21 protein-coding genes and 2 tRNA genes are annotated in these 25086 nt (G+C 64.4%); all 23 read right to left on the minus strand.

What is annotated here, in order from left to right:
- Positions 1–516 precede the first annotated feature (516 nt).
- On the minus strand, positions 517–4113 hold the full coding sequence (mfd, locus tag E4J93_RS06945; protein ID WP_147588744.1) for a transcription-repair coupling factor: 3597 nt from the start codon (positions 4111–4113) through the stop codon (positions 517–519).
- A gap of 113 nt (positions 4114–4226) precedes the next feature.
- A complete protein-coding gene (nth, locus tag E4J93_RS06950) occupies positions 4227–4889 on the minus strand; it encodes an endonuclease III (RefSeq protein WP_147588745.1) in 663 nt (220 codons plus the stop codon).
- 39 nt (positions 4890–4928) lie between these two features.
- Positions 4929–6254, minus strand: coding sequence for a DNA recombination protein RmuC (locus tag E4J93_RS06955; protein WP_147588746.1), 1326 nt, complete (start codon positions 6252–6254; stop codon positions 4929–4931).
- A gap of 200 nt (positions 6255–6454) precedes the next feature.
- Positions 6455–6934, minus strand: a complete 480-nt coding sequence (locus E4J93_RS06960) for a hypothetical protein (protein WP_147588747.1) — start codon at positions 6932–6934, stop codon at positions 6455–6457.
- Between the two features lie 94 nt (positions 6935–7028).
- Positions 7029–7589 carry a hydrogenase maturation protease gene (locus E4J93_RS06965; protein WP_187231650.1) on the minus strand — a complete coding sequence of 187 codons (561 nt, stop codon included), beginning with the start codon at positions 7587–7589 and terminating at the stop codon, positions 7029–7031.
- Positions 7573–8307 carry a cytochrome b/b6 domain-containing protein gene (locus E4J93_RS06970; protein WP_255431961.1) on the minus strand — a complete coding sequence of 245 codons (735 nt, stop codon included), beginning with the start codon at positions 8305–8307 and terminating at the stop codon, positions 7573–7575. The genes E4J93_RS06965 and E4J93_RS06970 overlap by 17 nt, the downstream gene beginning before the upstream one ends.
- 9 nt (positions 8308–8316) lie before the next feature.
- On the minus strand, positions 8317–9981 hold the full coding sequence (locus E4J93_RS06975) for a nickel-dependent hydrogenase large subunit (protein ID WP_147588750.1): 1665 nt from the start codon (positions 9979–9981) through the stop codon (positions 8317–8319).
- Positions 9981–11324 carry a hydrogenase small subunit gene (locus E4J93_RS06980; protein WP_147588751.1) on the minus strand — a complete coding sequence of 448 codons (1344 nt, stop codon included), beginning with the start codon at positions 11322–11324 and terminating at the stop codon, positions 9981–9983. Before E4J93_RS06980 ends, E4J93_RS06975 begins: the two co-directional genes overlap by 1 nt.
- 239 nt (positions 11325–11563) lie before the next feature.
- Positions 11564–12667, minus strand: coding sequence for an AI-2E family transporter (locus tag E4J93_RS06985; RefSeq protein ID WP_187231651.1), 1104 nt, complete (start codon positions 12665–12667; stop codon positions 11564–11566).
- Complete coding sequence (locus tag E4J93_RS06990) at positions 12657–13517, minus strand: glycosyltransferase family 8 protein (protein ID WP_147588753.1); 861 nt, start codon at positions 13515–13517, stop codon at positions 12657–12659. The genes E4J93_RS06985 and E4J93_RS06990 overlap by 11 nt, the downstream gene beginning before the upstream one ends.
- 180 nt (positions 13518–13697) lie before the next feature.
- On the minus strand, positions 13698–14237 hold the full coding sequence (gene rbr / locus E4J93_RS06995; protein WP_147588754.1) for a rubrerythrin: 540 nt from the start codon (positions 14235–14237) through the stop codon (positions 13698–13700).
- 157 nt (positions 14238–14394) lie between these two features.
- Positions 14395–15294 (minus strand): helix-hairpin-helix domain-containing protein, encoded by a 900-nt coding sequence (locus E4J93_RS07000; protein ID WP_147588755.1) that lies wholly within the window; start codon positions 15292–15294, stop codon positions 14395–14397.
- 46 nt (positions 15295–15340) lie between these two features.
- The gene (locus tag E4J93_RS07005) at positions 15341–15829 is read right to left on the minus strand and encodes an Rrf2 family transcriptional regulator (RefSeq protein WP_147588756.1); all 489 of its coding nucleotides are present in this window, start codon (positions 15827–15829) and stop codon (positions 15341–15343) included.
- Positions 15830–16202: 373 nt separating this feature from the next.
- Positions 16203–16279, minus strand: a tRNA-Asp gene (locus tag E4J93_RS07010).
- A 294-nt stretch (positions 16280–16573) separates the two neighbouring features.
- Positions 16574–16650, minus strand: a tRNA-Asp gene (locus tag E4J93_RS07015).
- A 112-nt stretch (positions 16651–16762) separates the two neighbouring features.
- Positions 16763–17224 (minus strand): metallophosphoesterase family protein, encoded by a 462-nt coding sequence (locus tag E4J93_RS07020; protein ID WP_147588757.1) that lies wholly within the window; start codon positions 17222–17224, stop codon positions 16763–16765.
- A 23-nt stretch (positions 17225–17247) separates the two neighbouring features.
- On the minus strand, positions 17248–17967 hold the full coding sequence (locus tag E4J93_RS07025) for a LytTR family DNA-binding domain-containing protein (RefSeq protein ID WP_147588758.1): 720 nt from the start codon (positions 17965–17967) through the stop codon (positions 17248–17250).
- Between the two features lie 75 nt (positions 17968–18042).
- Entirely contained in the window at positions 18043–19422 is a 1380-nt protein-coding gene (locus E4J93_RS07030; RefSeq protein ID WP_187231652.1) for a histidine kinase, read from the minus strand.
- Positions 19419–20603 carry a glycosyltransferase gene (locus E4J93_RS07035; RefSeq protein ID WP_147588759.1) on the minus strand — a complete coding sequence of 395 codons (1185 nt, stop codon included), beginning with the start codon at positions 20601–20603 and terminating at the stop codon, positions 19419–19421. Before E4J93_RS07035 ends, E4J93_RS07030 begins: the two co-directional genes overlap by 4 nt.
- 101 nt (positions 20604–20704) lie before the next feature.
- Positions 20705–21286 carry a QueT transporter family protein gene (locus tag E4J93_RS07040; protein WP_255431962.1) on the minus strand — a complete coding sequence of 194 codons (582 nt, stop codon included), beginning with the start codon at positions 21284–21286 and terminating at the stop codon, positions 20705–20707.
- Positions 21287–21370: 84 nt separating this feature from the next.
- The gene (locus E4J93_RS07045; protein WP_147588761.1) at positions 21371–22627 is read right to left on the minus strand and encodes an MFS transporter; all 1257 of its coding nucleotides are present in this window, start codon (positions 22625–22627) and stop codon (positions 21371–21373) included.
- 199 nt (positions 22628–22826) lie between these two features.
- Positions 22827–23561 (minus strand): LytTR family DNA-binding domain-containing protein, encoded by a 735-nt coding sequence (locus tag E4J93_RS07050; protein WP_147588762.1) that lies wholly within the window; start codon positions 23559–23561, stop codon positions 22827–22829.
- Positions 23562–23585: 24 nt separating this feature from the next.
- Positions 23586–25007, minus strand: a complete 1422-nt coding sequence (locus E4J93_RS07055) for a histidine kinase (RefSeq protein ID WP_147588763.1) — start codon at positions 25005–25007, stop codon at positions 23586–23588.
- Positions 25008–25086: the final 79 nt, after the last annotated feature.

A 25086-nucleotide genomic window follows, 5' to 3' on the forward strand; every position in this document is an offset into this window, starting at 1 on the left:
GGGAGCCCTCCCTATTTGTCACCATCGAGATGTAAACAACGTCTTGGCACTTAACAGCTAGCCCCTGACGATCGACAGCGAGGAACGACGGCGCCGTCCAATGAGGACACGGCCGCGTGGCGGCAGACACCACCTCCGACCGCAGAAACCTGCCGCATTTCCACTCACTTCGAGGGGTCGACGGACTAAAACAACCTGGCACCCCCGAAGTGAGTGGAAAAATCGAGAGGCGCCCGATATCCCGCTGCAATTTGCAAGAAAACCCCAGGTGAGGCGCTCCCCCAACAGGGGTCTACTCGCCCCCTTCGAAAAAATCAACTCACTTCGAGGGGGAGGGCTCGAAGGGAGCTGATTTTTCTCCTCACTTCGAGGGGGAGAGCTCGAAAAAGCCTGCTCTTGCGCCCCGCTCCGAGGGGGATGGCTCGAAAGAACTCGTTTTCGATCCCGCTTCAAAGAAAACCGCCTCCCCTTTCTTGGCCATGAGAAAGGAGAGGCGGTTCAAGGCGGCCTTAGTCGCTAATCGTCATCACCCGATGCGCCCAAGCGCACAAGCAGGCCCAACGCGGCCTGGACGCACGTCATGCTCTCGTCGCTTGCGTCGATGCCGCGCCCAACGCCCGACCCCACGCCAGCACCCGAGCGATACGGCACGGTAAACTTGCGGCTCTTGGGATAGTTGATAGCCCCCAGCTGCCCCTTGAGCTCGAATGCGACAGCCTTGGGCACGTCGATCCCCTGGAACACCAGGCGCCCCTGCGTGAGCGCCACGCTCTCCAGGCCCAGGCGCTCGGCGCGAATGCGGATGCGCGCGCGGTCGAACAGGTTCGCCGCCGCCTGCGGCAGCTCGCCATGCTCGTTCTCGCACTCCTCCTGCACCGCATCCACCACGGAGAGCCCGTCGGCCGCCGCCAGCTTGCGATACACCATCACGCGCTTGTCCACCGCCGGCAGGTACTCCTCGCTTAGGAAGAAATCGGCCGGCAGGTTGATCGTCGCACCCGATTCCTCCACATCGGCGCCGCCCTCGCCGCGCGCCTCGGCAACCGCCTGCCCCAGCATCTGCGTGAACAGGTCGAAGCCCACGCTCGACAGGTTACCGTGCTGCTCGGCGCCAACCAGCGAGCCCGCTCCGCGAATCTCCAGGTCGCGCATGGCGATACGCATGCCGCTGCCCAGATCCTGGAACTCCGAGAGCGCCATCAAGCGCTCCGTAGCCTCCTCGGTGAGGGGCAGCTCGCCCGGAAACATGAAGTACGCGTAGGCCTGCGTTGCGGAGCGCCCGACGCGCCCCTTGAGCTGGTACAGTTGCGCCAGGCCCAGGCGCTGCGAGTCCTCGATGATCAGCGTGTTGGAGTGCGGGTTGTCGATGCCGCTCTCGATGATGGTCGTGGCCACGAGCACGTCGATCTTGCCGGTGGCAAACTGTACCATCACATCCTCGACCTCGCGCGGGCTCATCTTGCCGTGCGCCACGCCCACACGGGCCTCGGGCGCCGCCTCGTGCACGCGCTCCACCGCGTCCTCGATGGTCTTCACGCGGTTCGACACGTAGTACACCTGGCCGCCGCGCCCCATCTCCAAGCGGATGGCCGCCGAGACCACATCGGGATCGTACTCGCCCACGTGCACGCTCACCGGACGCCTACCCGTGGGAGGCGTGGTGATGAGGCTCATATCGCGCACCCCCGAAAGCGCCATCTGCATGGTGCGCGGAATGGGGGTCGCCGAAAGCGTGAGCACGTCGATCTGTTCGCGGATGTTCTTGAGCTGCTCTTTATGCTGGACGCCGAACCGCTGCTCCTCGTCGATGATGACAAGCCCCAGGTCGTGCGGATTCACATCGGACGACAGCAGGCGATGCGTGCCCACCAGCACGTCCACCTTGCCTTCCGCGAACGCGGCGAGGGCCCGGCGCTGCTGCGCCGGCGTGCGGAAGCGGCTGAGCACCTCGACCTCCGCGCCGAACGGGGCGAAGCGCTCGAAGAACGTCTCGAAATGCTGCTGGGCGAGAATCGTGGTGGGGCAGAGCACCATGACCTGGCGGCCGCCGGTCACGCACTTGAAGGCCGCACGCAGGGCCACCTCGGTCTTGCCGAATCCCACGTCGCCGCATAGCAGGCGGTCCATGGGCTTGGTGCTCTCCATATCGCCCTTGATGTCGGCGATGGCATCGAGCTGGTCATGCGTGGGCTCGTACGGGAAGCTCTCCTCCATCTCCACCTGGTCGGGCGTATCGGGACCGAACGCGTACCCGGTGATCGACGAGCGGCGCGTATAGAGGTCCACCAGGTCGAACGCCAACTTCTTGGCGCTCTTGCGGGCCTTGTTCGTCGCGCGGCTCCAATCGGCCGTGTTCAGGCGCGTGAGGCGCGGGTTGGACCCATCGGGGCCCACGTAGCGCGTAATGCGGTCGACCTGCTCGAGCGGAACATAGAGCTTGTCTCCATCGGCATATTCCAAAAGGAAGTAATCGCGCTCGCGACCCGCCACCTCCTGCCGCACGATCTCGGCGAACAGGGCAATGCCGTGCGTGGCATGGACGACGTAATCGCCCGGCTTGAAGGGGAAGGTCACCTCGGTGACGTCGACGCGGCGGCGCGCCCGGCCGCGAGCGCGCTTGGCGTCCATGCGCGCGTTGAGGTCGGCCAGCGAGAAAACCGCCAGATGCGCCTCGGGCACCACCGTGCCGGCGGGCAGGGGCGCGTCGATGAACGTCACGCGGCCGCGCGTGATGGTGGGAACGGTCGGACCGGCGGCCCCCTCCTCCAAGCCGCGTCGGTTCAGCGCGTCGGCGCGTCGGCGCGACACGCTCGCAAGCTCCACGGCCGGGGCGTCCGCGCCGAATCCGCCCGCGTTATCGGGATCGGCCTGCAGGGACTCCTCGAACGGAATGGACACATCGGTGAAGCTCAGCTCCATCGATTCGCGGGCGCCGCGGTCGGGGATGGCGAACAGCACCGCATAGCGGTTGTTCACCACCTCCTGGATGCGCGATATGAACCGGTTGTCCGAGCCCGCCAGCGCGGGTTGCTCGAGCTTGAGCTCCGCCGTCACCGCGCCGCCGGCGCGGATCAGACTCACGTAGTTCAGGCGCTGCTGGCGGCCGAAATCGAGCTCCTGCGGACGCACGTACAGCCCGTCGAGGCGCGCCACCTTCGCTTCCCCGGCACGGCGCTCCAGATCCTCGTATGCGCGCATGCAATCGTCGAACAACGAGCGCGGCTCCGACAGGATGACGAGCGCGTCCTCGGACAGGTGCGCCAACGGGCTCTCAGTCCGCTCGTACAGCAGCGGCAGATAGCGATCGAGCTCGGGGGTCACGATGCGCTGCTGCGCCAAATCGAGCATCGCCGCGAGCGCGGTATCGTTTTGCGCGGGCAGATACAGCGCCGCGCTGATGTGCTTCACCGCGTCATCGGTCAGCGCCAGCTCGCGACAAGGATAGATCTCCACAGCGTCCTCGTCGCCGATGGTCTGGCCCGTCGAAGCCACCATGCGGCGTATGCGGTCGATCTCGTCGCCGAAGAACTCGATGCGCACGGGAGCCGTTGCCTGGGCGGGGTAGACGTCCACGGCGTCGCCGTGCACCCAGAACAGACCCGGGGCGTCGGCCGCCTCGGAACTCGTATAGCCCATGCCGACCAGCATGCGGGACACCTCGTCGAACGGCACCTCGGCACCCACGGAGAAGCGCGTCGAGGACCAATAGCGGCTCTCACGCGGCGGCACGCAGCGCAGCAGCGAACGCGCCGAGGCCACCATCACGCACGGTTCCCCGCGGGCTACGCGACCAAGGGCCGCGCAGCGCGCCGCCACCACGGCATCGTCGGGCGCAGTGTCTTTCCAGGGATAATCGGAGCGCTCGGGGAATCGAGCAACATACTCGAGCCCCAGATAAGCCGCGAGCGAGCGATACGCGCGGTCGGCTGAATCCTCGCCGGAAACGATATAGACCGTGGGGCGCGGGCGACGCGCAAACTGCGCCGCGACCATGAGGGTGCGGCCCGATTGGGATACGGCGAGCGTAGCGTCCTCGCCCCGCTCCAATGCCTCCTCGATCACCTTCGGGCCCTCGGCGGTATACAGCTGCGCAGCGATGCGATGAATGAGCACGCGTGCCTCCGTTCACATAGCATATACGCCGAAAACCCGCCCAAGCGATATGGACGGGTCGACGCACGAGTGTGTTCTGCGAGCTATTCTACCCCAGCACGCGCAGTGCCACCCTACTCCATGCGCGCGCTGGGGCAGATATCCGCAAGGGGGCATTCACCGCAACGGGGCTTACGGGCATCGCAGATCTCGCGCCCCAGCATGATCCACTGGTGGTTCACGTCGTTCCAGTATTCGCGCGGCAAGATCTTGAGTAGGTCCTGCTCGGTCTTGAGCGGCTCCTTCTCATGCGTTTTCGGCGAGAGCTTCAACCGGTGCGCGATGCGGTTCACATGCGTGTCCACTGCGATGCCATCGACGATACCGAAGCTCACGTTGAGCACGATGTTGGCGGTCTTCCGACCCACGCCGGGCAACTTGACGAGCTCCTTCATGCTTGCCGGCACCTGGCCGCCGTAATCGGCCACGATCATCTGCGCGGCCTCCACGCAATGCTTCGCCTTCGTCTTATAGAAACCCAGGGATTTGATGACCTCCGCCACCTCGGCAGGAGTCGCGCCCGCCATCGCCTCGGGCGTGGGCCAGCGCTCGAACAACGCGGGCGTTACCTTGTTTACCTGGGCATCCGTAGTCTGAGCCGACAGCAGTACCGAGATGACCAGGCGAAACGGGTTCGTATGGTCAAGAAAGCACTCCACGGGACCGTAGCGCTCGTTCAGGCGGCGGCACACCTCGATGGCCCGCTCGGTCTTAACCGCGTTCTTCTCTCGTGGCATCGCGTTCCCCTTCCCCTCATCCTCGGCGCCGGGGCGCCGTTAGCAGTCGTCGTCTTCCTCGCCCGGCAGCATCGCGTCGTAGCCGATCACATCCGCCGCCTCCCGTGCATCCTCGAGCGCCGTTACCGCTCGCAGCTTGCGCTCGATCACGTTGGTGCGCGTGGTGATGATGCCGTCCACGGTCTTGCCCGCGGTCTCGATCTGCTTGCGCGCGCGGCGCAGCTCGGCCTGATAGCGCGGGAACTCGGCCTTCACCGCGGCGAGCACGCGCTGGATCTCGTCGGCGCGCTTCTGGAAGGCGAACGTCTGGTAGCTCATCTGCAAACTGTTGAGGATGGCCGCCATCGTCGAGGGACCGGCGACGTTTACCTGGTAGTCACGCTGCACGGCCTCGATGAGGCCGGGCCTGTCCACGACCTCGGCGTACAGGCCTTCGAACGGCAGGAACAGAATGCCGAAGTTCGTGGTGGCGGGCACCGAGAGGTATTTCTCGGATATGTCGCGCGCCTCGGCCTTGATGCGCTGCTCCAACGCCCGGCGCGCCTGCTCAATCGCCGCGGCGTCGCCCGCCTCTATAGCCTCGCGCAGATGCTCGTAGGTATCGCCCGGGAATTTCGAATCGATGGGCAGCCAGACGGGCTCTCCGCCGTCGACCGGCAGCTTGACTGCAAACTCGACGCGCTCGGAGCCATCGGGCTTGGTGGCGATATTCTGCGCGTACTGATCGGGCGAGAGGATATCGGCCAGGATCGCGCCCAGCTGTACCTCGCCCAGAATCCCGCGCGTCTTGACGTTGGACAGGACGCGCTTGAGGTCGCCCACGCCCGCGGCGATGTTGCGCATGTCGCCCAGGCCGGTATAGACCGCCTCGAGCTGGTCGCTCACCTGCTTGAACGAGGTCGACAGGCGGTCGTTCAGCGTGCGCGTGAGCTTCTCGTCGACCGTCTCGCGCATGCGATCGAGCTGTTGCTGGTTATCCTCGCGAATCGACCCCAGCTGCCGCTCCACCACCGTCCGGACCTCGCCCAAGCGCGCATCCACCGTATCGCGGCTCTTCTCCAGGCGCTCGGCCGTATCGCGGCGCAGCGCATCCATCGAACCCGACAGCACGGAGAACTCGCGCATCATGGCGTCGTGCCGCTGCTGGCTTGCCGCGGAATCGCCCACCGCCCACTGCGATAGCGCCCCCAAGACCGAGCGCGCATCGGATATCGACGCCTCGAGCGCGCCCATCCGAACCTCGAGCTCCTGCATGCGACGCGAGGCAGCGCGGCTCGCACGACGAACCTCGCCCAGCGCGAACGCCGCGCACACCGCGGCCACCGCGGCGGCGATTCCCACAATGATCAACGCCAAACCGTCCATGGACGAGCGCTCCTTTCAATCTCGCTTCGCGCTACGCCCCCATGCGCGGCGCAGCACGACCACAGCCTAACACGCATGCCGTGGCCACGGCCCCCGCCGCTCGCACTCGTTTCCCGCATGCCATAATAATCCCCCGCGAACGACGGACGGGCGACGACGCGGCATGCCCGCATGCGCGAGCCGAAGCGAGGCGGCGGACGTCACGAGACGGCCCGCCCCAGCACCTGGCCGGCGAACACCGCCATGCGCTCGAACAGCTGCCCCATGAGCCCGACGAGCTCCTCGGGCGTCGCTCCGTTCACGATGCAGGTAGTGGCATAAGCCGCAAGAAACAGCAGGACGAGAGCCAAGGGCGTGAGCACCGCGATCATCGCGATCCGCGCGACCGCCCAGCGCTTACGCGAACGAGAGCGCTGCTTGTCGTATGCGAGCGCATCGCGATAGGCCTCCTGCGCCGTGGAATACGCCTCCGAAGCCGCCGGCGCCGTATGCGTCAACGCGGCGACCGCAGCCCCGCCGCCGCGAGGAGCGCGGGCGGGGCCGGATGCAGCCTCGTAGCCCGGCGCCTCGTCCAGATCGAGTCCATCGTCCGCATGGCGCGCGCCCGCATCGCGATTCCACCCCGCCACCACGTCGCGCCTACGGGCGGCGCGCTGCGCGGATTCTATAAACAAGCTCATACGGCCTCCTTTGCCGGAGGCTCAATCGAAGAGAGGGATATTCAGCATGCACCCAACAACATGCCTGGTCAAGAGGCGTTGTTGTTCATTTTCACTAACAGAAACGACCCGCTTCCCCTACAGGATCGGCCCCGTGCCCCAACATCTCGCCACGGCGCCGCGGCCGCGCATCCCACTCCGCATCCAGGTACCGCGCCACCGCGCGCGCCGTGGGAGGCACCGCGGCCGCCACCACGGGACTCAGCCCGCGCTCCAGCGCGCCCGACCCCCTATCGGCCACCTGCACGCCGAAGCAGCGCCCCGCGCACGCCGCCCCCATGAAGCGCGCCGCGGCCAGCACGTCCGCGAAGCGCACCTCGCGCAGCGATGCCACCAAGCCGCCCACCGCCATGTCCTGCGGCCCGAAGGCAAACACCGTGCCCGGCGGGGCACCCGTGCCGTCCAGGGCGTCGACCAGCACCACGGCATCGAGGTCCAGCAGCTCCGGCACGATATCGAAACCCGCCACCGCGCGATCCATCACCATCACGCCCGGCCGAAACCGGTAGCACTCCCGCAGATAGCGGGCGACGGCGGGACCGAATCCATCGTCTTGCCGGTATTCGTTGCCAACGCAGACCACGCCCACGTACGGCGGCTCAGCCGCGCCGCTCATCGACGGCCCTCTCCCCCTTGAAGGTCTCGCCATAATCCGGCTTGCGCCCCATGCCATCGAACCCCACGTTGTTCATGGTCGCAGGGTCGTACACCAAGCCGGGGGCCTCCCTCCAGAAGAAGATCAGCGCCGCCGGCGTCGCGCCCTCGATCAGCGACAGGTACACGTGGATGCACATGAACGCCAAAAACGCCCACATCATGAGGTAATGCAGGATGCGCACGTTCATGGCGCCGCCGAAGAAATCCAGGCCCGCCACGCAGATCGGCCACGAGGCGGTGGGGCTCCACAGGCACAGCCCCGTATAGCCGGTAAAGAAGATCATGGCCGGAATGAGCAGGTACACGATCTTCTGCGGAACGCCCAGCTTGGCCGCGATGGGGTGCTCGCGGCGCAGGAACAGGTAATAGCTGACCCACGCCCACAGCTGGTGCCTGTTGTCGCGCTGCGGCAGCCAGGTCTTGTAATCGGGCACCACCTCGCGCGTACCGGGCGCCGGAGCGCTCTTGATGACGAACGCGAGCACGATGCGCACCAGGCAGTTCGCCAGTAACACGATGCCGAAGAACAGATGCAGCCCGCGCGCCAGCGACATCACGCCGCCGAACAGCGGATAATGCACGTAGAAGCCAGTCGGGATGAGGAAGGCCATCGCGACGAGGTTCACCCAGTGCGTCACCACGCACGCGAACGGATGCGCCTCGCGGTAATGCGCCATATGCGCCATCTACCTCACCCCCCAGGGGGATGCGACCATGCGAAACGTCCTGCCCGTCCCGGGCTCCGTCACATGGCACGCGCACGCGGTGCACGGGTCCACGCTGTGCACGACGCGCACGGCATCGAGCGGGCGGTCGATATCGGCCACCGGCGTACCCAGCAGCATCTCCTCGAGCGACCCGGGGCGGCCGCGCCAATCGGCGGGAGACAGGTTCCACGTGGAGGGGATGATCTCCTGATAGTGCGTCACGACGTCGTTCTCCACCCGCTCGGTATGGAGCAACGCCCCGCGCGGCGCCTCCCAAAGCCCCAGGCCCGTACCCGTCGTGCGCGCGGGCTCCACATGGTATTCGGCCTTGCCCGCACCTATCAAAGCCGCGAGCTCTTCGGCGTTCTGCTCCATCACGTCGCAGACGTAATCGGTCTCGAGCACGCGGGCGATCATGCGACCCGCCACGCAGTCGAAATCACCCAAGGGCAAGCCGGTCTTTGCCAGCGCCTCGTCGACGCGCGTCACCACGGGCTCCACGTTGCGAGCGTAGGCGGCCATCATGCGGGCGATGCCGCCGGCCTCGTACGACGCGCCGTCGTAGCGCGGCGCCTTCACCCAGGTGTATTTGTCATCCAGATTCTTGCCATCGCGCGGCCACAACGGCGCCGTCACGCCGTCTTCGGGGCGGAGCGGGGCATGGTTCTCGTAAAACGCATGAGCGGTATCCTCGGTGATGAGCGACGCGTCCACGTCTGAGATGGCGAGGCGCCCATCGGACGCAAGCACCACCATGCCCGCAGGCAGGTACCGACGGTTGAGCTCCCGGCTCGCATCATCGAGCACGCCGAACGATATGAAGCGCCCGGGGCCGCGCCCCATGCCCTTGATCCGCGGATAGCGCTCAACGAGCATATAGAGGTCGGGGATCATCGTAGCGCGTATCCAGGACTTGAGCTCCCGCACGCGAAAGACGATATCGTCGAGCTGATCGGTCGTGGGCACGAATGAGGTGCCGCCCGGAATCGCCGTCATCACATGGGGCATCTTGCCGCCGATGATCGCGCATATCTGCGACGCCTTCGCCTGGTTCTCGATACCCTCGAAGTAATGCGCCGTGGCAACCAGGTTCTCGGCAGGCGACAGCTTGTACGCGGGCGCCCCATCGACGTCGAGGCAGTCGAACCAGTTGCCCGTGAAGATGGAGAGCTGGCCGCCCGCGGCGAACGTGCGCAACCGACCGAGCAGGCTTTCGAAATCCGCGCCCGACGTGCCGTAGCGCCGGCACACGTCGCACGCATCGGCCGCGCTCGCCTCGAGCGCCCCGAGCGGGTTGATATAGTCCAAGCCGGCGAGATTGTAGAACCACAGGATGGTCGAATGCAGGATCTGGGCGCCCTCGGCGATGTTGCGCACGAGGCGCGCCGCTTCGGGGATCCGGATGCCGTAGGCGTCCTCGGCGACGAAGCACGAGGTGTGCGCATGCGACACCGGGCAGATGCCGCAGATGCGCTCGGAGATGAGCGCCGCATCATAGGGCGTGTGCCCCACCAGGGCGTTCTCAAGCCCGCGATACAGGTTGCCGCACACCCAGGCCTTGGACACCGCGCCGCCCTCAACCTCCATCTCGATAGAAAGGTGCCCCTCGATCCTGGATACCGGATCGACGACGGAATGCGCCATCACTCATCGCCTTCCTTCTTGCTCGACTCCTCCACGTGCGCCTGGGCGGCCTCGCGGGCAGCCCGACGCTCGGCGCGCTTCTTCTTCATGCGATCGATGTTCTTGGGCTCCAAGCCACGCGCATCCAGCTCGTCGTACAACCTCGCAGCCCGCTCGCCGGCCTCATGCGCCGCCTCGGTACCGTGCTTCACGTCCCAGCGCCGCTCGGCCTCGAAATCCGCTCCGCCGTCCACACGGCCCGCGAGCTTCATGCCCACCGCGTGAACCGACAGCGCTGCGCAGATCAGCCCCGTGCAGGCCAGGGCGGCCGCCGGCGGCTGGAATTGAAAATCGCCCAACGTCAGATCGCGATGCCGCTTGCGGAACGGCGCGCTCTCGTCCACCCAGTTGCGCTTGGGGTCCATGGGGTTGATCACGCCGCACCCGATGCATGGAGCGCCCGCCTCGACGCACCACGAAACCGAACGGTTCCACCTCGTGACCGGACAGGTCGAAAACGTCTGCGGTCCGCGGCAGCCCAGCGGATACAGGCAATATCCCTTTTCTTCCTCCGCGCTGCCGAACCGGTAGACGAACTCCCCGTTTTCGAAATGCCCGCGCCGAGGGCAGTTGTCGTGCACGGTCTGCCCGAACAGCGCTGCCGGACGGCTCTTCGTGTCGAGCCGCGGCAAGCGTCCCGTGAGCGCATACTCCACGATCACGGCGATCAGCCATTCCGGATTAGCCGGGCAGCAGGGAATGTTGACGACGGGCGTCTCGATACCCTGCTCAAGCAGATAGCGCTGCACGCCCATCGCATGCGCGTCGTTGGGCCGGGCTGCCATCCATCCGCCGTCGCACGCGCACGACCCCAGCGCCACCACCGCGTCGGCGCGCTCGGCCGCGGCCATAAGCGAGTCGATGCCCTTCACGCCGCCGACGGCCAGCACGTTGCCGTCGAACGCGGTTGGCACCGCGCCCTCGTAGATAAGCAGGTAGCCGCCCGCCTCGATGGTTTCGCGCCGCACCTGCTCCAGCGAGCGTCCGGCCGCCGCCGACAGGGTCTCGCTGTAGTTGAGCGAGATGCTCTCCAGCACGAGCTCGCCAATATCGGGCGAGCCCGCCTGCGCGAGCGCCTCGGTGCACCCCGAGCACGACCCGCCCTCCATCCAGATAACGGGCAGTAGCCTCCCCGTCTTGCCCCGTGCCTCCAACGCCTCGGCGATCTTCGGCGCCGCCGTACTGGAAAACCCCAGCATCACGGCAAGGCCACCGCAATAGGCAAGAAACTCCCTGCGAGAAAAACCGTGCGCCACGAGGCGCTCGGCCAGCGTCGCATCCCGGACCCGCTGATCGATTCCCATCGCTCCACCTCCCTGGAACCGCACGCCCGCCTGCGGGCGGCGCGTCGCACCTCACGTGGCGCCGCGAAACGCAGGCGAATACCACCCGCAGCGCCTCGTTCGACCATAGGCACGAGCACCAGACGCCGCGCCCACATCGGGCAACATAGCCGCAAACGCACGAAGCGCCCGCGCCCTTCCCGCACATGCGGGCCGGGCACGGGCGCTTCCATGCAGAAGAGATGACCGGGAGGCAGGCCTTATGCCGCCTTGCGCGCGAGCTTCATCTTGGTGTCGTCGCGCACCAGCGTATAGATGACCGACGCCAGCGGGATGAAGAACACGATGCCGATGACGCCGAAAAGCTTGCCGCCCACCAGCGCGGCCAGCAGGGCCCACATGGGCGCCAGACCCACCGAACCGCCTACGACGCGCGGATAGATAAACTGGTTCTCCACGAACTGCGTCGCCAGATATACCACCAGGCACACCGGCGCCTGCAAGGGATTGGCAAGCAGCGTGAGCACCACGCCCGCAGCTCCCGAGAGGAGCGCGCCCACATAGGGCACGAACGCGCATAGGCCGGTGAGGTAGGCGGTGATGCCCGCGTATGGCAGGCCGAACAGCTTGAACGTCGTATACATGAGGCAGCTCAAGATGATGGCCTCGACGAACTGACCGGAAAGAAACTTCGCATAGGTCTCGCACGCGAGATTGCCCGCGAAGCGAATCTTGTTCACCACCGACTCGGGCAGGTTGGCCTGGGCGATCATGAGCGCCTGGCGCGAGAACGTGTGCTTTCCCAGCAGCAAGTAGATGGCGATCACCATGCCCAGCATCATGTTGCCAGCCGTCAAGATCGTCGACTTAGCCAGAGCCGTCGCCGAACCCACGAACGACGGCGCATCCATGGCGCCGGAACTCTCAAGGTCGCTCAGCTGCTTGACCAAGCCCGACAGGTCGACGCCGCTTTCCTCGGCGAACGCGATCCACTCCGGGATCTTTTGCTGCGCGAGCGGAATGATGGTGCGGCCCGATTCGATGAGCTCGGGGATCACCAGCGCCACCGCGCCCACAAACGCCAAGACGATGCCGGCCAGCGTGATGAGCAGGCTCAACAGGCGCACCGGCCCTACGGGAAACTCGCGGCCCAGCCTGTCGCCCAGCTGGTTGAACATGCGCTCGAGACCCGACATGGGCACGTTGAGCACGAAGGCGAAGATCGCGCCGATGAGCACGGGCAGCAACAGCTGCGCCACCTTCGACAGCGCGTCGAACACCACCGACAGGTGCGTCATGCCCACATACAACAGCACGCCGAACGCCACGAGGAACATGGCGTCCCTCATCTTCTTATTGTCCACAGCCTCCCCTTTCGCCGCACGCGCGCGCATCCGCGCGCGCGGCGATCGACATGTAGTTCTTGTACAGCGCGTCGAAACGACCGCGGTAGCCCGGGTTCCACGGTTTGTCGCGCCCGCAATAGTGCAGGATGCCCGTATGCTCCATCACCCATGCCATCGTGCTCGTGCCACCGGTGCGCACCAGGTAATCCGTGTATTTGCGTGCGTCGTAGTTCCACAGGTTATCGGGAACCTCCACGGTCTGGTCGCCGTAGAGCGCGTTGAAGATATCCTGGTCGGGAAAGACGATCTCGGCGTCGTGCTCGCCCGCGAACGCCATGAGCTCCGCCGGATCGACCACGCGTCGGGCCGCCGGCGCATCCATCAAGATCACGCCCGTGTTGAAGTACGCGCCCTTCGTGTCGAGGCGGATGCGGTTGAGCCCGGTCACGGGATGGATGGCATCGAGATGCGAGGCCGCGGCGAACGCCCGGCCCTTCAGGTCCGTCTCGATCAGGGGACGCAGCGGATTGATCACCAATATGTCGGGATCAAGATAGAGGAGGCGCCCGTCGATATCATCCAGCACATGGGCGGCCAGCATGCGATAGTACATTTCCTGGGGATAGCGCTTGCTCGAGCGCGCCCCCTCGAATGCCGCCCGCTCGATGGCATGCGCCTCGAAGCGCACGCCCACCGCTGCGCAAAACGCGTCCATAGCGGCCAGATTTCCAGCATCTATGGTGCTGTGCAGCACATGGAGCCTAAAGGTCTCACCTGGATTGTTGATAACGCACGAGACCACCGTGCGCCGCAGCGGTTGCAGATAGGCCGCATCGCACGTCGCCACGAGCTCTATGCTGTCGCGCATCTCGGCTTTCCCCCTCGTCTCTCATCTCCCATTGCAGTTGCACCGCGCGCTTGTAGCCCGGCGCGCCCCTATACGCAAAGGCGCCGCCGTCGTTGCCGCACAAAGCCCACGACGGTGGCGTCTTCCATCGAATCGCCCGCACGCAACCAAGATTACAACCCTGGTTGCGCGATGCGCTCATTAGTAGTTAACGACCTGCTCCTCGAAATACGCCTTCGGATGGGCGCACACGGGGCACAGCTCGGGGGCAGCGGGACCAACATGGAGATGGCCGCAGTTCAGGCACTTCCACACCTTCACGCCCTCGCGCTCGAAGACCTCGCCCGCTTCCACGCGCTCGGCCAGCTTGCGATAGCGCTCCTCGTGGGCCTTCTCAACGGCGCCCACGCCGCGGAATTTAGCGGCGATATCCTTAAAGCCCTCCTCATCGGCGGTCTTTGCAAACTCATCGTACATGGTGGTCCACTCGTAGTTCTCACCCGACGCGGCATCCAGCAGGTTGTCGAGCGTGCCCGGTACCTCGCCGCCGTGCAGGTATTTGAACCAAAGCTTCGCGTGCTCGGACTCGTTCAGCGCGGTCTCCATGAAGATGTCGGAGATCTGCACGTAACCGTCCTTCTTCGCCTTGGAAGCATAATAGCGGTACTTCGTATGCGCCTGCGACTCACCGGCGAAAGCGGTCTCGAGGTTCTTCTTAGTTTGCGAGTTCTCGAAGTCCATACCAAAGGTCCTCTCTACCAACGATGCCGCATGGCAACACGGCCGGGGCGAAACGCGGCGACCACCATGCGCGAGCGCCCGATGCGCTCGAACCATCTATACCCGCTCGCGCGCGCGGCTAACGCTCCATGCAGCTCGCACATCCATCCCCCATCGCTCATGAACCGATGCGCCAGGCGTCGGGTGACACCTCCCGGCAGAAGCCCTCGCGTGCAAGCTCGTCCACAATAGACCGCACCTCGTCGCGAGCGACCGCCGGGCGCGCAGATGCCGCCTCGGACTCGTTGAGCGACGCCGCCAGCTCGTCCAGGGACAGCGCCGGCGCACCCGCCTCGCGAGCGCCCAGCAACACGCGAACCAGATGGGCTCGTTTCTGGCGACGCGAGCCCTCGAACTTCGACTGCCTGGTATAGCTCTTGGACCGGCGCGATGGGTTGGGAACCGTCTTCTTGAGGTGCGCGCCGTAATCCAGCAGCGCGTAATACCACGAGCGCGGCGTATCTTCGGCATCCACGGGCTCGGCCCACCCATCCTCCGGCGGCCCCGGGCAGGCCCGGACGATCTGCGGCACGAGCTCGCGATCGGGCACGGCGGGAACATCGGGGAAGAAATGATGCAGGAAGACCGTTCGCACGTTCGTCTCCAGATACACCCCGGGCAGGTCGAAGGCGAACGAGCGGATACCCTGCGCCGTCGCGGGCCCTATCCCCGGCAGAGCGCACAGCTCCTTCACATCGCAGGGGAAGACGCCGTCATATGACTCCACGAGCGTTTCGGCAGCAGATTTCAATGCCAGCGCACGACGGTTGTAGCCCATTCCCTGCCACGCTGCGAGCACGTCGCCCACCGGGGCCTCCGCCAGGGCGAATACGCTGGGAAACCGCTCCAGCCACTCCTCCCAGCGCGTCAGGACGCGCGGTACCTGCGTCTGCTGCAGCATGACCTCCGAGATCCAGATGGCATACGGATCGCGCGTATCGCGCCACGGAAGGTCGCGATACAGGCGAACCCCCTCCGCTCGTACATGTGCGCGAAAGGGGTTCGTCGGTTCATTCATATTGATCTCCTCGCTGGTGTGGACGAGGAGCCAAGACGCCAAGCGCTTACTTGGCCTTCTTGCATGCCTCGCCGCATGATGCGTACTCGGCAAACCGGTCGCGATCGGCAAACATGGGGTCGACGGCGGGGCTTACGCGACAGTTCACAACATCGTCGAGCGTAACGGAATCGAGATAGCTGTGAATCAACGCCTGGGCACCCATCCAGATGGGATGATAGCAGCAGAAGCCCATGCGCGCGCACTCGCCATCCAGCGCGGTGCAATCATTCATAACCAGCGGCCCCTGGATGGCCTCGACGATCGCACGGATGGTGACCTCCGTCGGGTCGAGCTTGAGGCGCATACCGCCATGGACGCCTCGCAGGCTCTCGACGATACCTGCCTGCACCAGGCCATGCTGAATGGAGCGAGCAAATGAGTAGGGAACGTCAACCGCCTCGGCGGCAGTACGGACAGAAAGAAGACCGCCGTCGCTCTGCACCAGCATGGCCAGCATGCGGAGAGCGTAGTCGGTCTTGCGGGAGATGTTCATCTCTGCTCCTCGTTCTAACAGGACACGCCCCGATGATCCGGGGATTCCGAAGGGTCTTCCATATGCGTACAAGGTACCTTACGCATACATAACGAGTACTCTATCACAATGAATCGTATATAAACAGCTGTTACAAACAATTGCCAGCGCCTATTCAGTTGGCAACATAAAAAAACAGAATAGGCAGGTAGGTGACCGTTTTTATCCCAGGACAACCCTGTTCCCTCGCTGGGATCGCCGATGCTCAGACGCACACCCCATACAGGATAAACTGTAAAAAGTCGCGCTTTGATGCCTCTATAATGAATAGAATGGCGTCGCAACGTGCCTTCTTAAGCAAAAAGCCCCGCCGAAGCGGGGCTTTACAAGCAAATGGCGGGAAGTACGGGACTCGAACCCGCGACCTCCGACGTGACAGGCCGGCGCTCTAACCAACTGAGCTAACTCCCCAACAGCGCGTGCTGCTGCAAGAGCTATTATACGCAGATGGGAACGGGAAACACAACACCTATCTTATGGAGATATCATAGAGAGCTACGTCACGTTCCCAGCTGCTCGATATGGAAGCCGAAGATGCGGCTTGGGTACAGGCTCCTCCGCAATTCGCAAGCCCTTGGCACGCGGCCACGATCGACACACGTTCCAAGGCGCGCCCCATCGCTCCATTCCGAAGCGACGACCTGATGCAGGATTCAAGCAACTGATAAAGAAAAAGCCCCGCCGAAGCGGGGCTTTACAAGCAAATGGCGGGAAGTACGGGACTCGAACCCGCGACCTCCGACGTGACAGGCCGGCGCTCTAACCAACTGAGCTAACTCCCCAACAGCGTGTGCTGCTGCGAGAGCTATTATACGCAGATGGGAACGGGAAACACAACAACAATTTTAAATTATTTTACCCGCCCCGCCGATCCAGTCAGAGCGCTGCACGGCGCTACAGCTTGATGATCTCCATCGATAGCAGCGAGCCCTGCGACAGCCAGGCGCGCGCCATGGTCGCGCCGTGCTCGGACCGCGGAAAGGTGGGCGAGCCGGGATTCACGAACACCGCGCCGCGCTTCTCTTCGATCACCGGAACATGGGAATGCCCGAACACGGCGATGCCCGTGCAATCACGGGGAAGATCGCGACGATAATGAGAAACCGTGAAGGTCACGCCCTCGTATTCGAAACGGATCAGGCGCTCCACGCCTGCACCATAATCGAAGAAGTAGTCGTTGTTGCCCAGCACGGCACGTACGGGTGCGATCTGCTGCAAATGCTCGAAATCCATCTCGGACGTCATATCGCCCGCGTGGACGATAAGATCCGCGCCCTCGAGCTGGGCCAGGAGCTCTTCAGACAGGTGCCCATGGGTGTCCGATACGATATCGACGCGGCGTGCGCTGGCGTCCATCTTGCTTCCCTTCTCCCGGCGACCTACAGGTTGAGCGCCTTCTTCAGCGGCACCACGCGGCGACGGGACACGGGGATGCGGTCCTCGACGCCCGAGACGCCCAGCTGGATCGCGCCGGACAGCACCGTCTCGACATCCTCCACGTTCGCCAGGTTCACGATATAGCGACGGTGCACGCGGAAGAAACCAAACTCGCCGAGCTTGGACTCGAACTGCGCCAACGACGTGGTGGACAGATAGCGGTCGTCTTCGGTAAAGATGCAGGAGTAGTCGTCCTTGGCCATGATGTAGCGGATCTGGTCAACCGGGATAAGAACCTTGCGGCCGCCCTTCTCCACCGGGATGCGCTCGATGGAGCTCTTACTGCCATCCATCATGGGCTTCACGCGCGTGAGGACCTTAGCGATAGCCTGGTCCAGACGCGCCTCCTCGACGGGCTTCATGAGGTAGTCGGTCGCATCGACCTCGAACGCCTCCACGGCATGGTCACTATAGGCCGTCACAAAAACCACCGCGGGCGGGTTCTTGAGCTTATGCAGGGCCTCGGCGAGCTGCAAGCCCGAAGCGCCCGGCATAGAGATATCCAGGAACACCACGTCGACGCGATTCTCCATGAGCATTTCAATGGCGGCGCGAACGCTCGAGGCCTCACTGATCGATCCGATTTTGCCTGTCTGCTCGAGCAGGAATCGCAGCTCGGAACGGGCGGGTGCTTCGTCGTCAACGATCATGGCACGCAGCATACAACTATCCCTTTCACTGTTTTAAACCATACAGAGTCCCGCGACTTGCGCCCGCGAGACTCATATTTTCTTATTCTACCCCTTCATGGAGCCTTGCTCGAAGATGCTTTGCTGCAAATCCAGATGCAGCGCGATCGTGGTGCCGCAGCCAGGCTGCGACGTCACCTCGACCGTGGATCGAGGCCCGTAGAAGCGCTTGATGCGCTCGGAGATGTTGCGGGTCGCCACACCGGCTCCCCCGCCCTGCGGCGCAGCGTTGTCCGGCTTGGGCAGCGACTCGTTGAACAGGCGGGCAGCGGTCTCGGCATCCATGCCGGCGCCGTCATCGATCACCTTGATGCACAGCGCATCGTCCTTGTCGGGCTGAACGCTCACCGTGATATGCAAGGCGCCCTCGTCCTTCATGGCATGGCGCACGGCGTTCTCGACCAGCGGCTGGATGATGAACGCCGGGACCGGCGCCTCCTCCACCGATTCGTCGATGTCCATGGTCTCGATGATGCGCTCCTCGCCGAAGCGCGCCTTCTCGAACATGAGATAGCGGCGCGTCTGCATGATCTCCCTCGAAACCGGGATCAGGGAGCCGGAATTATCCAACGTCGAGCGGTAGAACGAGGCGAACTCGCGCAGCAGTTCGCGGGCGCGCAGCGGATCGGTGCGCGTAAGCGACGCGATGGTGTTCAGGGTGTTGAAGAGGAAGTGCGGGTTGATCTGCGCCTGCAGGGCGCGCAGCTCGGCGCGAGCCGTAAGCTCGTCTTGGCGCTCGAGCTCGTGCGTGGCGAGCTGCGTAGAAATCAACTCGGCAAATCCCGATACCAGGGCATACTGCGTACGGTCGATCGCACGCGGCGAGCTGAAGTAGAACTTGAGCGTGCCCACCGACACGCCGCGCACCTTGAGCGGTGCGATGATGCCCGCGGGGACGCGCCAGGGCTCCCCTTCTTCGCGATGGATGGACGGCGCGTTGGTAAACGACTGCACGAGCCCGTGGTCGAGCGCGTAGCGCGTCGCGGGCGTGTGTATCGACGAGCCCGTGGGAAACTTATCGGCATAGGAGCCCACGCACGCCAGCACGCGCTCCCGATCGGTCACCGCCACGGTGATCGCATGCGTCTCGGGAAGCAGGCGCCGGCAGATGGCCTCGGCGCTTTCGGGCGTCAGGCCGTCGCGGATGTCCTCGAGCATATCCGAGGCGATGGCAAGCGTTTGCTCCGCGTACTGCGAGCGCAGCGTATCGGGATTGATGCACAGGTAGAGAAACATCACCAGCAGGATGCACAGCAGCACGCTGGAGGCCAGCGTGACCAGAACGTCGTGACCGCCCATGAGCTCGTAGATGAAGTACAGCAGCAGCAGCGACGCGCAGGCAACGGCGAGCGCGCTGAAGAACGGGGTGAGCCGCACCGTCGATGACGCCCCTTCTACGCGGGCGATTCTCTCTTTGTTTGCTTTCATGCATGCTCCAACAGGTCGGCCAAGATGGGATCGTTCCACAACCCATCCATGATACTCGGCCAAAAGCTTTGGAACTTCAGATATCTGCCAGCGTTATCGCATGCGTAGCGCTCGGCTTCCTCGCACCCCGAGCGCCAGATGCGCCAATATCCCACATGATCGCTCGAAACGAGCATCCGCACGAACGACGTGCGGCGCACGCGCTCGTCCAGCTCATGCGATATCCACGGTCCTGGATACGGCATGAGCGACTCGGGCGTGACCAGGCAGTACTCCTTTTGGCGCGAAGCAAACGACAGCTTGGCGCGCTCGTAATACCAACGGTAGACGTTTTGCATGAAGCGCGTGCTTCGCTCGCCGCGATCGGGCGGCAGATGCTTCACGGCCCAGGTGTTATCGAACCATACGTCGTAACCCTGCAGACGCATATTGAACAGGTAATCCAGGTCCTCGCCGCGCGTGATGAACGGATCGAAGGCCACGCGCCGAAACGCGCGCGCATGCAGGGCGAAGCAACCGCCGCACACGTAGTTCGAACGCGAGATGCGCGTCCCGGCCAGAGCCTTCTCCATCCACCTGTTAAACTCCAGCCGCTTGGTCCACCAACGTTGCGACAGGCCCGCGCGAGAGGTGTCGGCCAGCGGCGAGCCGGAGCGATCGTAGAAGTATCCGCTCTTAGCCAGGATCGGCAATCGCTGCCGCGTCTCGTTTCCAAGGGCGTACAGCGCCGTTTCCATAAAATCAGGGCCCAAGACGACCTCGTCGTCGTCCAAAAACACCACGGCGTCGTGGCCCAGGATGGCCGCCGCTGCCAAGCCCATGTTGCGAATGGCGCCGTACCCGCGCAGCGAGACGCCCTCGCCGGGGGCATGGGGCGCCAGCTCGGTCACGCGTTCCGCGATGCGAGCAGCCTCGATATTCGTTACCAGCGTGATATTCAGAGTCGTATGAGCCGCCAGTATGTGGTCGAGTCGCAAGCGCACGTCGCGCGTGGCCGAAAGCGGGCACACCACGAGCACGATGATGCGCGGGCAATCGCGCACCTGCTCGAGCGATGCCAGGCAGCGTTCCAGGTCAGGGTCCTCCGAGAACAGGTCGGTCGTATGGTCATAGGCGCCCGGCGACAAGGTCTCGGCATGGTTCCCCGCCCAGTAGGAGGGAATCACGATAACAGGTCTCATGCGCTCGCCCCTTCCAAACACGCCGCCAACGCGCTTCGTGGCGCATGGACCGCGCCCGAAGCACCCGCACCGTGAGCGCGCGGTATGCGCGCGTAGTGGTGCTATTTTTCTGTTGTACCCATACTCGCGAGCTCGCGCTTGATGATCGGCGATTTTGCCAAAGACCGCTGGAGCGGGTAGCCCAGCACGTACATGATGACAGCCTCGCCCACACCGGTGGCAACCAGACCAAACAGGTACATGGGCAGCCAGGCGCCGTCGAGCGATATCGAGGTGAACGGAATGGTGTAGAAGCCGATGCCCTGCAGGAGCAGCGGAAGGTACGCGGGCACGATAAGCGCGTTGGCAAGCACGGGGCCGGCAAGCGCCACGAGCGGACGACGGCGCATCTTCCAGGTGAACAGGGCGCCGGCGAACGTAGCGAGCGAACCGAACACCACGTCGAGCATGCCCAGCATACCGGTGCCCGACAACACGATGTTGGCGATGTTGGCCAGCGCGCATCCCAGCGTGAGGCCGGGAACGGCCGCCGGCGTGAACAGCGCCAGGACGCACAGCGCCTCGGAGACGCGGAACTGAACGGGACCCCAGGCCAGGCTGCCCAAGAACAGCATGGCGATGAGCGTGCAGGCCGCATATGCAGCGGCGATCACGCCCACACGGGCGATGTAATGAGATTTCATGTGGCCACCTTCTAACATAACGGAGGGCTTTACTGATTGCCAGCAAAGCCCTCCGCGTTCGAGCAGCCTATGCCAAGGCGAACGCTAGGCACGCGCCTTCTGCATGCTGGAGAGCTTTACTAACATGACAAAGCCCGCGACCAGCAAGATCCCGATGGAAAGCACTCCTAAAGAAGGATCCGCCGTGAGCGATGTCACGATAGATACTAGCAGAGTGCCCATAACGGAAGCGTAGCGTCCGAAAATATCAAAGAAGCCGTAGTATTCGTTCGCGCGGTCCTTGGGGATGAGCTTGCCGAAGTAGCTGCGCGACAGCGCCTGCACGCCGCCCTGGAACATGCCCACCAACACCGCGAGCAGCCAGAACTCGGCGGCGGACTTCAGGAAGAAGGCGGCGAAGAGCACGATGCCCATGTAGGCGGCCACGGCCACCGTGATCATGCGCAGGGTCCCGAACCTGCCCGCCAAGCGACCGTAGATGACGGCCGAGGGGAAGGCCACGAACTGCGTGACCAGCAACGCCAGCACCAGCTGGGTCGAATCGATGCCCAACGCGGCTCCGTAGCTGGTGGCCATCGAGATAACCGTGTGGACGCCGTCGATATAGAAGAAGAACGCGATGAGGAAGACGAGCAGCACGCGGTCGTGCGCGATGCTCTTGCACGTCTCCAGCAGGCCGCCGAACGTCTTGGCGATGTTATGCATCACGCCCGCGGCACCGTGCTCGCGCTCCTTGCCGAAGCGCTGCCGGTAGGTGCGTAGGAGCGGAATGGTGAACGCCAGCCACCAGAGACCGGTGATGATAAACGTGATGCGCGTGCAGGTGAGCGTATCGAGGCCCAGCAGGCTCGGGCCGCCGAAGATCAACGCGATGCAGGCGATGAACGGGATGGTGGAGCCGACATAGCCCCAGGCGAAGCCGGACGACGACACCGCATCCATGCGCTCGTCGGTGGTGACGTCGGGCAGCATGGCATCATAGAAGGTCATCGACGAGTTGAGGCCGATGGTGCACAGCACGTAGACCACCAAGAACGCCATGGCGCTCATGGGGATGGCCTGCGCCAGGCATAGGACCACGCCGGTAAGGAAGAAGCCCAGGAAGAACTTGATCTTGTTGCCCGCGTAATCCGCCAGGGAGCCCAAGATCGGCATGAGCATGGCCACCGCCAGGGATGCCACGGTCTGCGCGTTGGCCCAGGCCGTCACCAGGTCCGCAGAGCTCCCCCCCGTATTGATGGCGTTGAAGTAGATGGGGACCACCGAGGTGTTGAGCAGGACGAGAGCCGAATTGCCCACGTCGTACATGACCCAGTTCCGCTCCATCTTGGTGTATTTCATATCTGGCTCCCCTCGGTGATAGATATCGCCTTATGGTAGTGCAGCGCTGCATGGTCGCGCATCAGGATTCGGTAAGCGAGTCGCCACCACGCACCGCGCCCGACTCCGCCCCGCGCCTTTCTGCGGCTCGGCACCGCCGCCCGGAAACCCCCAGGGCGCAGCGCCGACGCGCCCCGCCGGGGTGCCCGCACGCAGCGCATTATGACAGGCCCAGCCGCTCCTTGACCTCCGCGGTGCGGCGGCGCGATACGGGCACCGTGGCGCCCACGCGCTCGACCTTGAGCTCGAGCAAGCCCGAACGCGACACCTCGACGTCGTGGACGTCGTCGAGGTTCACCAGGTAGCTGCGGTGCACGCGCAGAAAACCCTGCGACGCCAGCCGGCGCTCGAGCGAGGAGATCGACTCGTTGACCAGATAGCTGCCAGCCGCCGTGACCACGCTGGAGTAGTCGGCCTTTGCCTCGATGTAGACGATGTCGGATACGGGGATGAAGGCGCGCTTGCCCCCTCGCTCCACCGACAAACGCATGACGCGCTCCGCACGGGGCGCCGGCCCGCGCGCCGCCATAGCGGTGGAAACCTTATCCAGCGCCTTCTCGAGGCGCCCCGTCTCGACGGGCTTAAGAACGTAGTCCACCGCATCGAGTTCGAACGCCGACGCCGCGTATTCGGCGAACGCCGTCACGAACACCACGACGGGCGGGGTCTTGAGGTTCGATAGCGTCTCGGCCAGCTTGATACCGCTCGTGCCGGGCATTTGGATATCCAGGAACAACACGTCGGGGCGGCTCGCCAGGATGCGCTCGACCGCCTCGGTGGCGCCGCCCGCCTCGAAAATCGTGCCGATGCGCTCGTCCTGGCTCAACAGGTAGCGCAGCTCGGCGCGGATGGGCGGCTCGTCGTCCACGATCAACACGTTCCACTGATCACTCATCATCGATTCCCTTCCGTACAAGCTCTACGATGCGCTCGAGGGCAGCAGCGTGCCCGTCGGTGCGGGCTCGTGGGGCTCGCCCAGAAGCCGCACGGTAATGGTGGTTCCCACGCCTTCAGTCGACTCGACCGCGATGCCGGATTCGTCGCCGAAGAAGAAATGGATGCGCATAAGCACGTTGCAGAGCGCCAGGCCGCACCCGCGTTTGATGGAGCCGTCGGCCGTAACGGTGGCGGGCTCGGCGGGGCGCGCGGCGTCGGGCGGGTCGAACAGGTGCGCGCGCACCTGCTCGCTCATGCCGATGCCGTCGTCGGCCACCACGATCTCGGCTCCGTTCGCGATGGTACGCGCGCGCAGGTGGATGGTGAGGGGATCGGTCTCGCGCATCGCATGCTTGATGCAGTTCTCAAGCAGCGGCTGCAGGATAAACGGCGGCACCCTGCAAGAGCCCATACCGTCCTCGATTTGCGCGACGACGCGCAAACGGCCGTCGCCATAGCGCGCCTGCATGAGGTTGATATAGCGAATACCCTGCTCCAGCTCGCGCTCGAGGGTCGTAAGCGACTCGGAATCCGAAAGCGTCTGGCGATAGTAGTTGGAGAAGTCGATAAGCAGCGAGCGCGCCTTCTCGGGCTCGGTGCGCACGAGCGACACGATGGTGCCGATGGTGTTGAAGAGGAAGTGCGGGTCCACCTGGGACTGCAGTGCGCGAAGCTCCACACGCGCCGAGACCTCCTCTTGGCGCTCGAGCTCGAAGCTCGCCAGCTGCGTCGAGATCAGGTCGGCAAAGCCCGTGGCCAGCGCCGTCTGACGCGTATCGATATTGCCGAAACGCGGATAGTACAGCTCGAGCGTGCCCACGCAGCGACCGCGCACGGTCAGCGGCGCCACGATGCCGGCGCGCATGCGGGGAAAGAACTCCAGTCCGCGCGTATCGCTCGCATCGCGCGAAAACACGCTCATGACCTGGGTCTCGATAACGCTGAGCGTGGTCTCGAGTACCACGGGCTGGCCCGTGGGATAGCGTTCGCAGCCTTCTCCCCAGCTCGCCAGCACCTCGCGACCGTTGGTGATGCACATGGCCGACGCCAGGGTCTCGGGCAGGATGATCTGGCAGGCGCCCAACGCGGCGTCGGGCGTCATGCCGTTGCGCGTATGGACGAAGATCTTCGATGCGATGGACAAGGTGCGGTCCGTAGCGCTGGATGTAAGGTCATCGGGAACAACGAACACGTAGCTGAAAAAGAAGCACAGCATAACGAGGCCGGCGATGGTGACCACCGCCGGCACGGGATTCATGTTGGCCGTGAGGTCCCACACCAACAGCACGATGAGGAACGGCACGCACAGCCCCAGCAAGACGGTGGCTACGCGCTGCGCGTTGCGCAAGGTGCGCGTCATGTTTCGTGCGGCGGACTTATGAAATGCTCGGCGCTGGTCGCCCACGGATCCTCCCCTATCCCCTCGTATATATTCGACAGCACGAATCATTGTAGCGAGAGGAGGAGCGGGAGGGGCCAACGCT

Source organism: Collinsella sp. BA40 (genome assembly GCF_008014645.1).
In the GTDB taxonomy this organism is placed as follows: Bacteria; Actinomycetota; Coriobacteriia; order Coriobacteriales; family Coriobacteriaceae; genus Collinsella.

Bases quoted from the DNA above. Each gene is read 5' to 3' on its own strand.
- E4J93_RS07035 (WP_147588759.1), bottom strand. From the start codon at position 20,603: ATGAGACCTGTTATCGTGATTCCCTCCTACTGGGCGGGGAACCATGCC.
- E4J93_RS06960 (WP_147588747.1), bottom strand. From the start codon at position 6,934: ATGAGCTTGTTTATAGAATCCGCGCAGCGCGCCGCCCGTAGGCGCGAC.
- nth (WP_147588745.1), bottom strand. From the start codon at position 4,889: ATGCCACGAGAGAAGAACGCGGTTAAGACCGAGCGGGCCATCGAGGTG.
- E4J93_RS06975 (WP_147588750.1), bottom strand. From the start codon at position 9,981: ATGGCGCATTCCGTCGTCGATCCGGTATCCAGGATCGAGGGGCACCTT.
- E4J93_RS07040 (WP_255431962.1), bottom strand. From the start codon at position 21,286: ATGAAATCTCATTACATCGCCCGTGTGGGCGTGATCGCCGCTGCATAT.
- E4J93_RS07045 (WP_147588761.1), bottom strand. From the start codon at position 22,627: ATGAAATACACCAAGATGGAGCGGAACTGGGTCATGTACGACGTGGGC.
- E4J93_RS06970 (WP_255431961.1), bottom strand. From the start codon at position 8,307: ATGGCGCATTACCGCGAGGCGCATCCGTTCGCGTGCGTGGTGACGCAC.
- rbr (WP_147588754.1), bottom strand. From the start codon at position 14,237: ATGGACTTCGAGAACTCGCAAACTAAGAAGAACCTCGAGACCGCTTTC.
- E4J93_RS06955 (WP_147588746.1), bottom strand. From the start codon at position 6,254: ATGGACGGTTTGGCGTTGATCATTGTGGGAATCGCCGCCGCGGTGGCC.
- E4J93_RS06965 (WP_187231650.1), bottom strand. From the start codon at position 7,589: ATGAGCGGCGCGGCTGAGCCGCCGTACGTGGGCGTGGTCTGCGTTGGC.
- E4J93_RS07050 (WP_147588762.1), bottom strand. From the start codon at position 23,561: ATGAGTGATCAGTGGAACGTGTTGATCGTGGACGACGAGCCGCCCATC.
- E4J93_RS07030 (WP_187231652.1), bottom strand. From the start codon at position 19,422: ATGAAAGCAAACAAAGAGAGAATCGCCCGCGTAGAAGGGGCGTCATCG.
- E4J93_RS07025 (WP_147588758.1), bottom strand. From the start codon at position 17,967: ATGCTGCGTGCCATGATCGTTGACGACGAAGCACCCGCCCGTTCCGAG.
- E4J93_RS07005 (WP_147588756.1), bottom strand. From the start codon at position 15,829: ATGAACATCTCCCGCAAGACCGACTACGCTCTCCGCATGCTGGCCATG.
- E4J93_RS07000 (WP_147588755.1), bottom strand. From the start codon at position 15,294: ATGAATGAACCGACGAACCCCTTTCGCGCACATGTACGAGCGGAGGGG.
- E4J93_RS06990 (WP_147588753.1), bottom strand. From the start codon at position 13,517: ATGCGCGACAGCATAGAGCTCGTGGCGACGTGCGATGCGGCCTATCTG.
- E4J93_RS06980 (WP_147588751.1), bottom strand. From the start codon at position 11,324: ATGGGAATCGATCAGCGGGTCCGGGATGCGACGCTGGCCGAGCGCCTC.
- E4J93_RS07020 (WP_147588757.1), bottom strand. From the start codon at position 17,224: ATGGACGCCAGCGCACGCCGCGTCGATATCGTATCGGACACCCATGGG.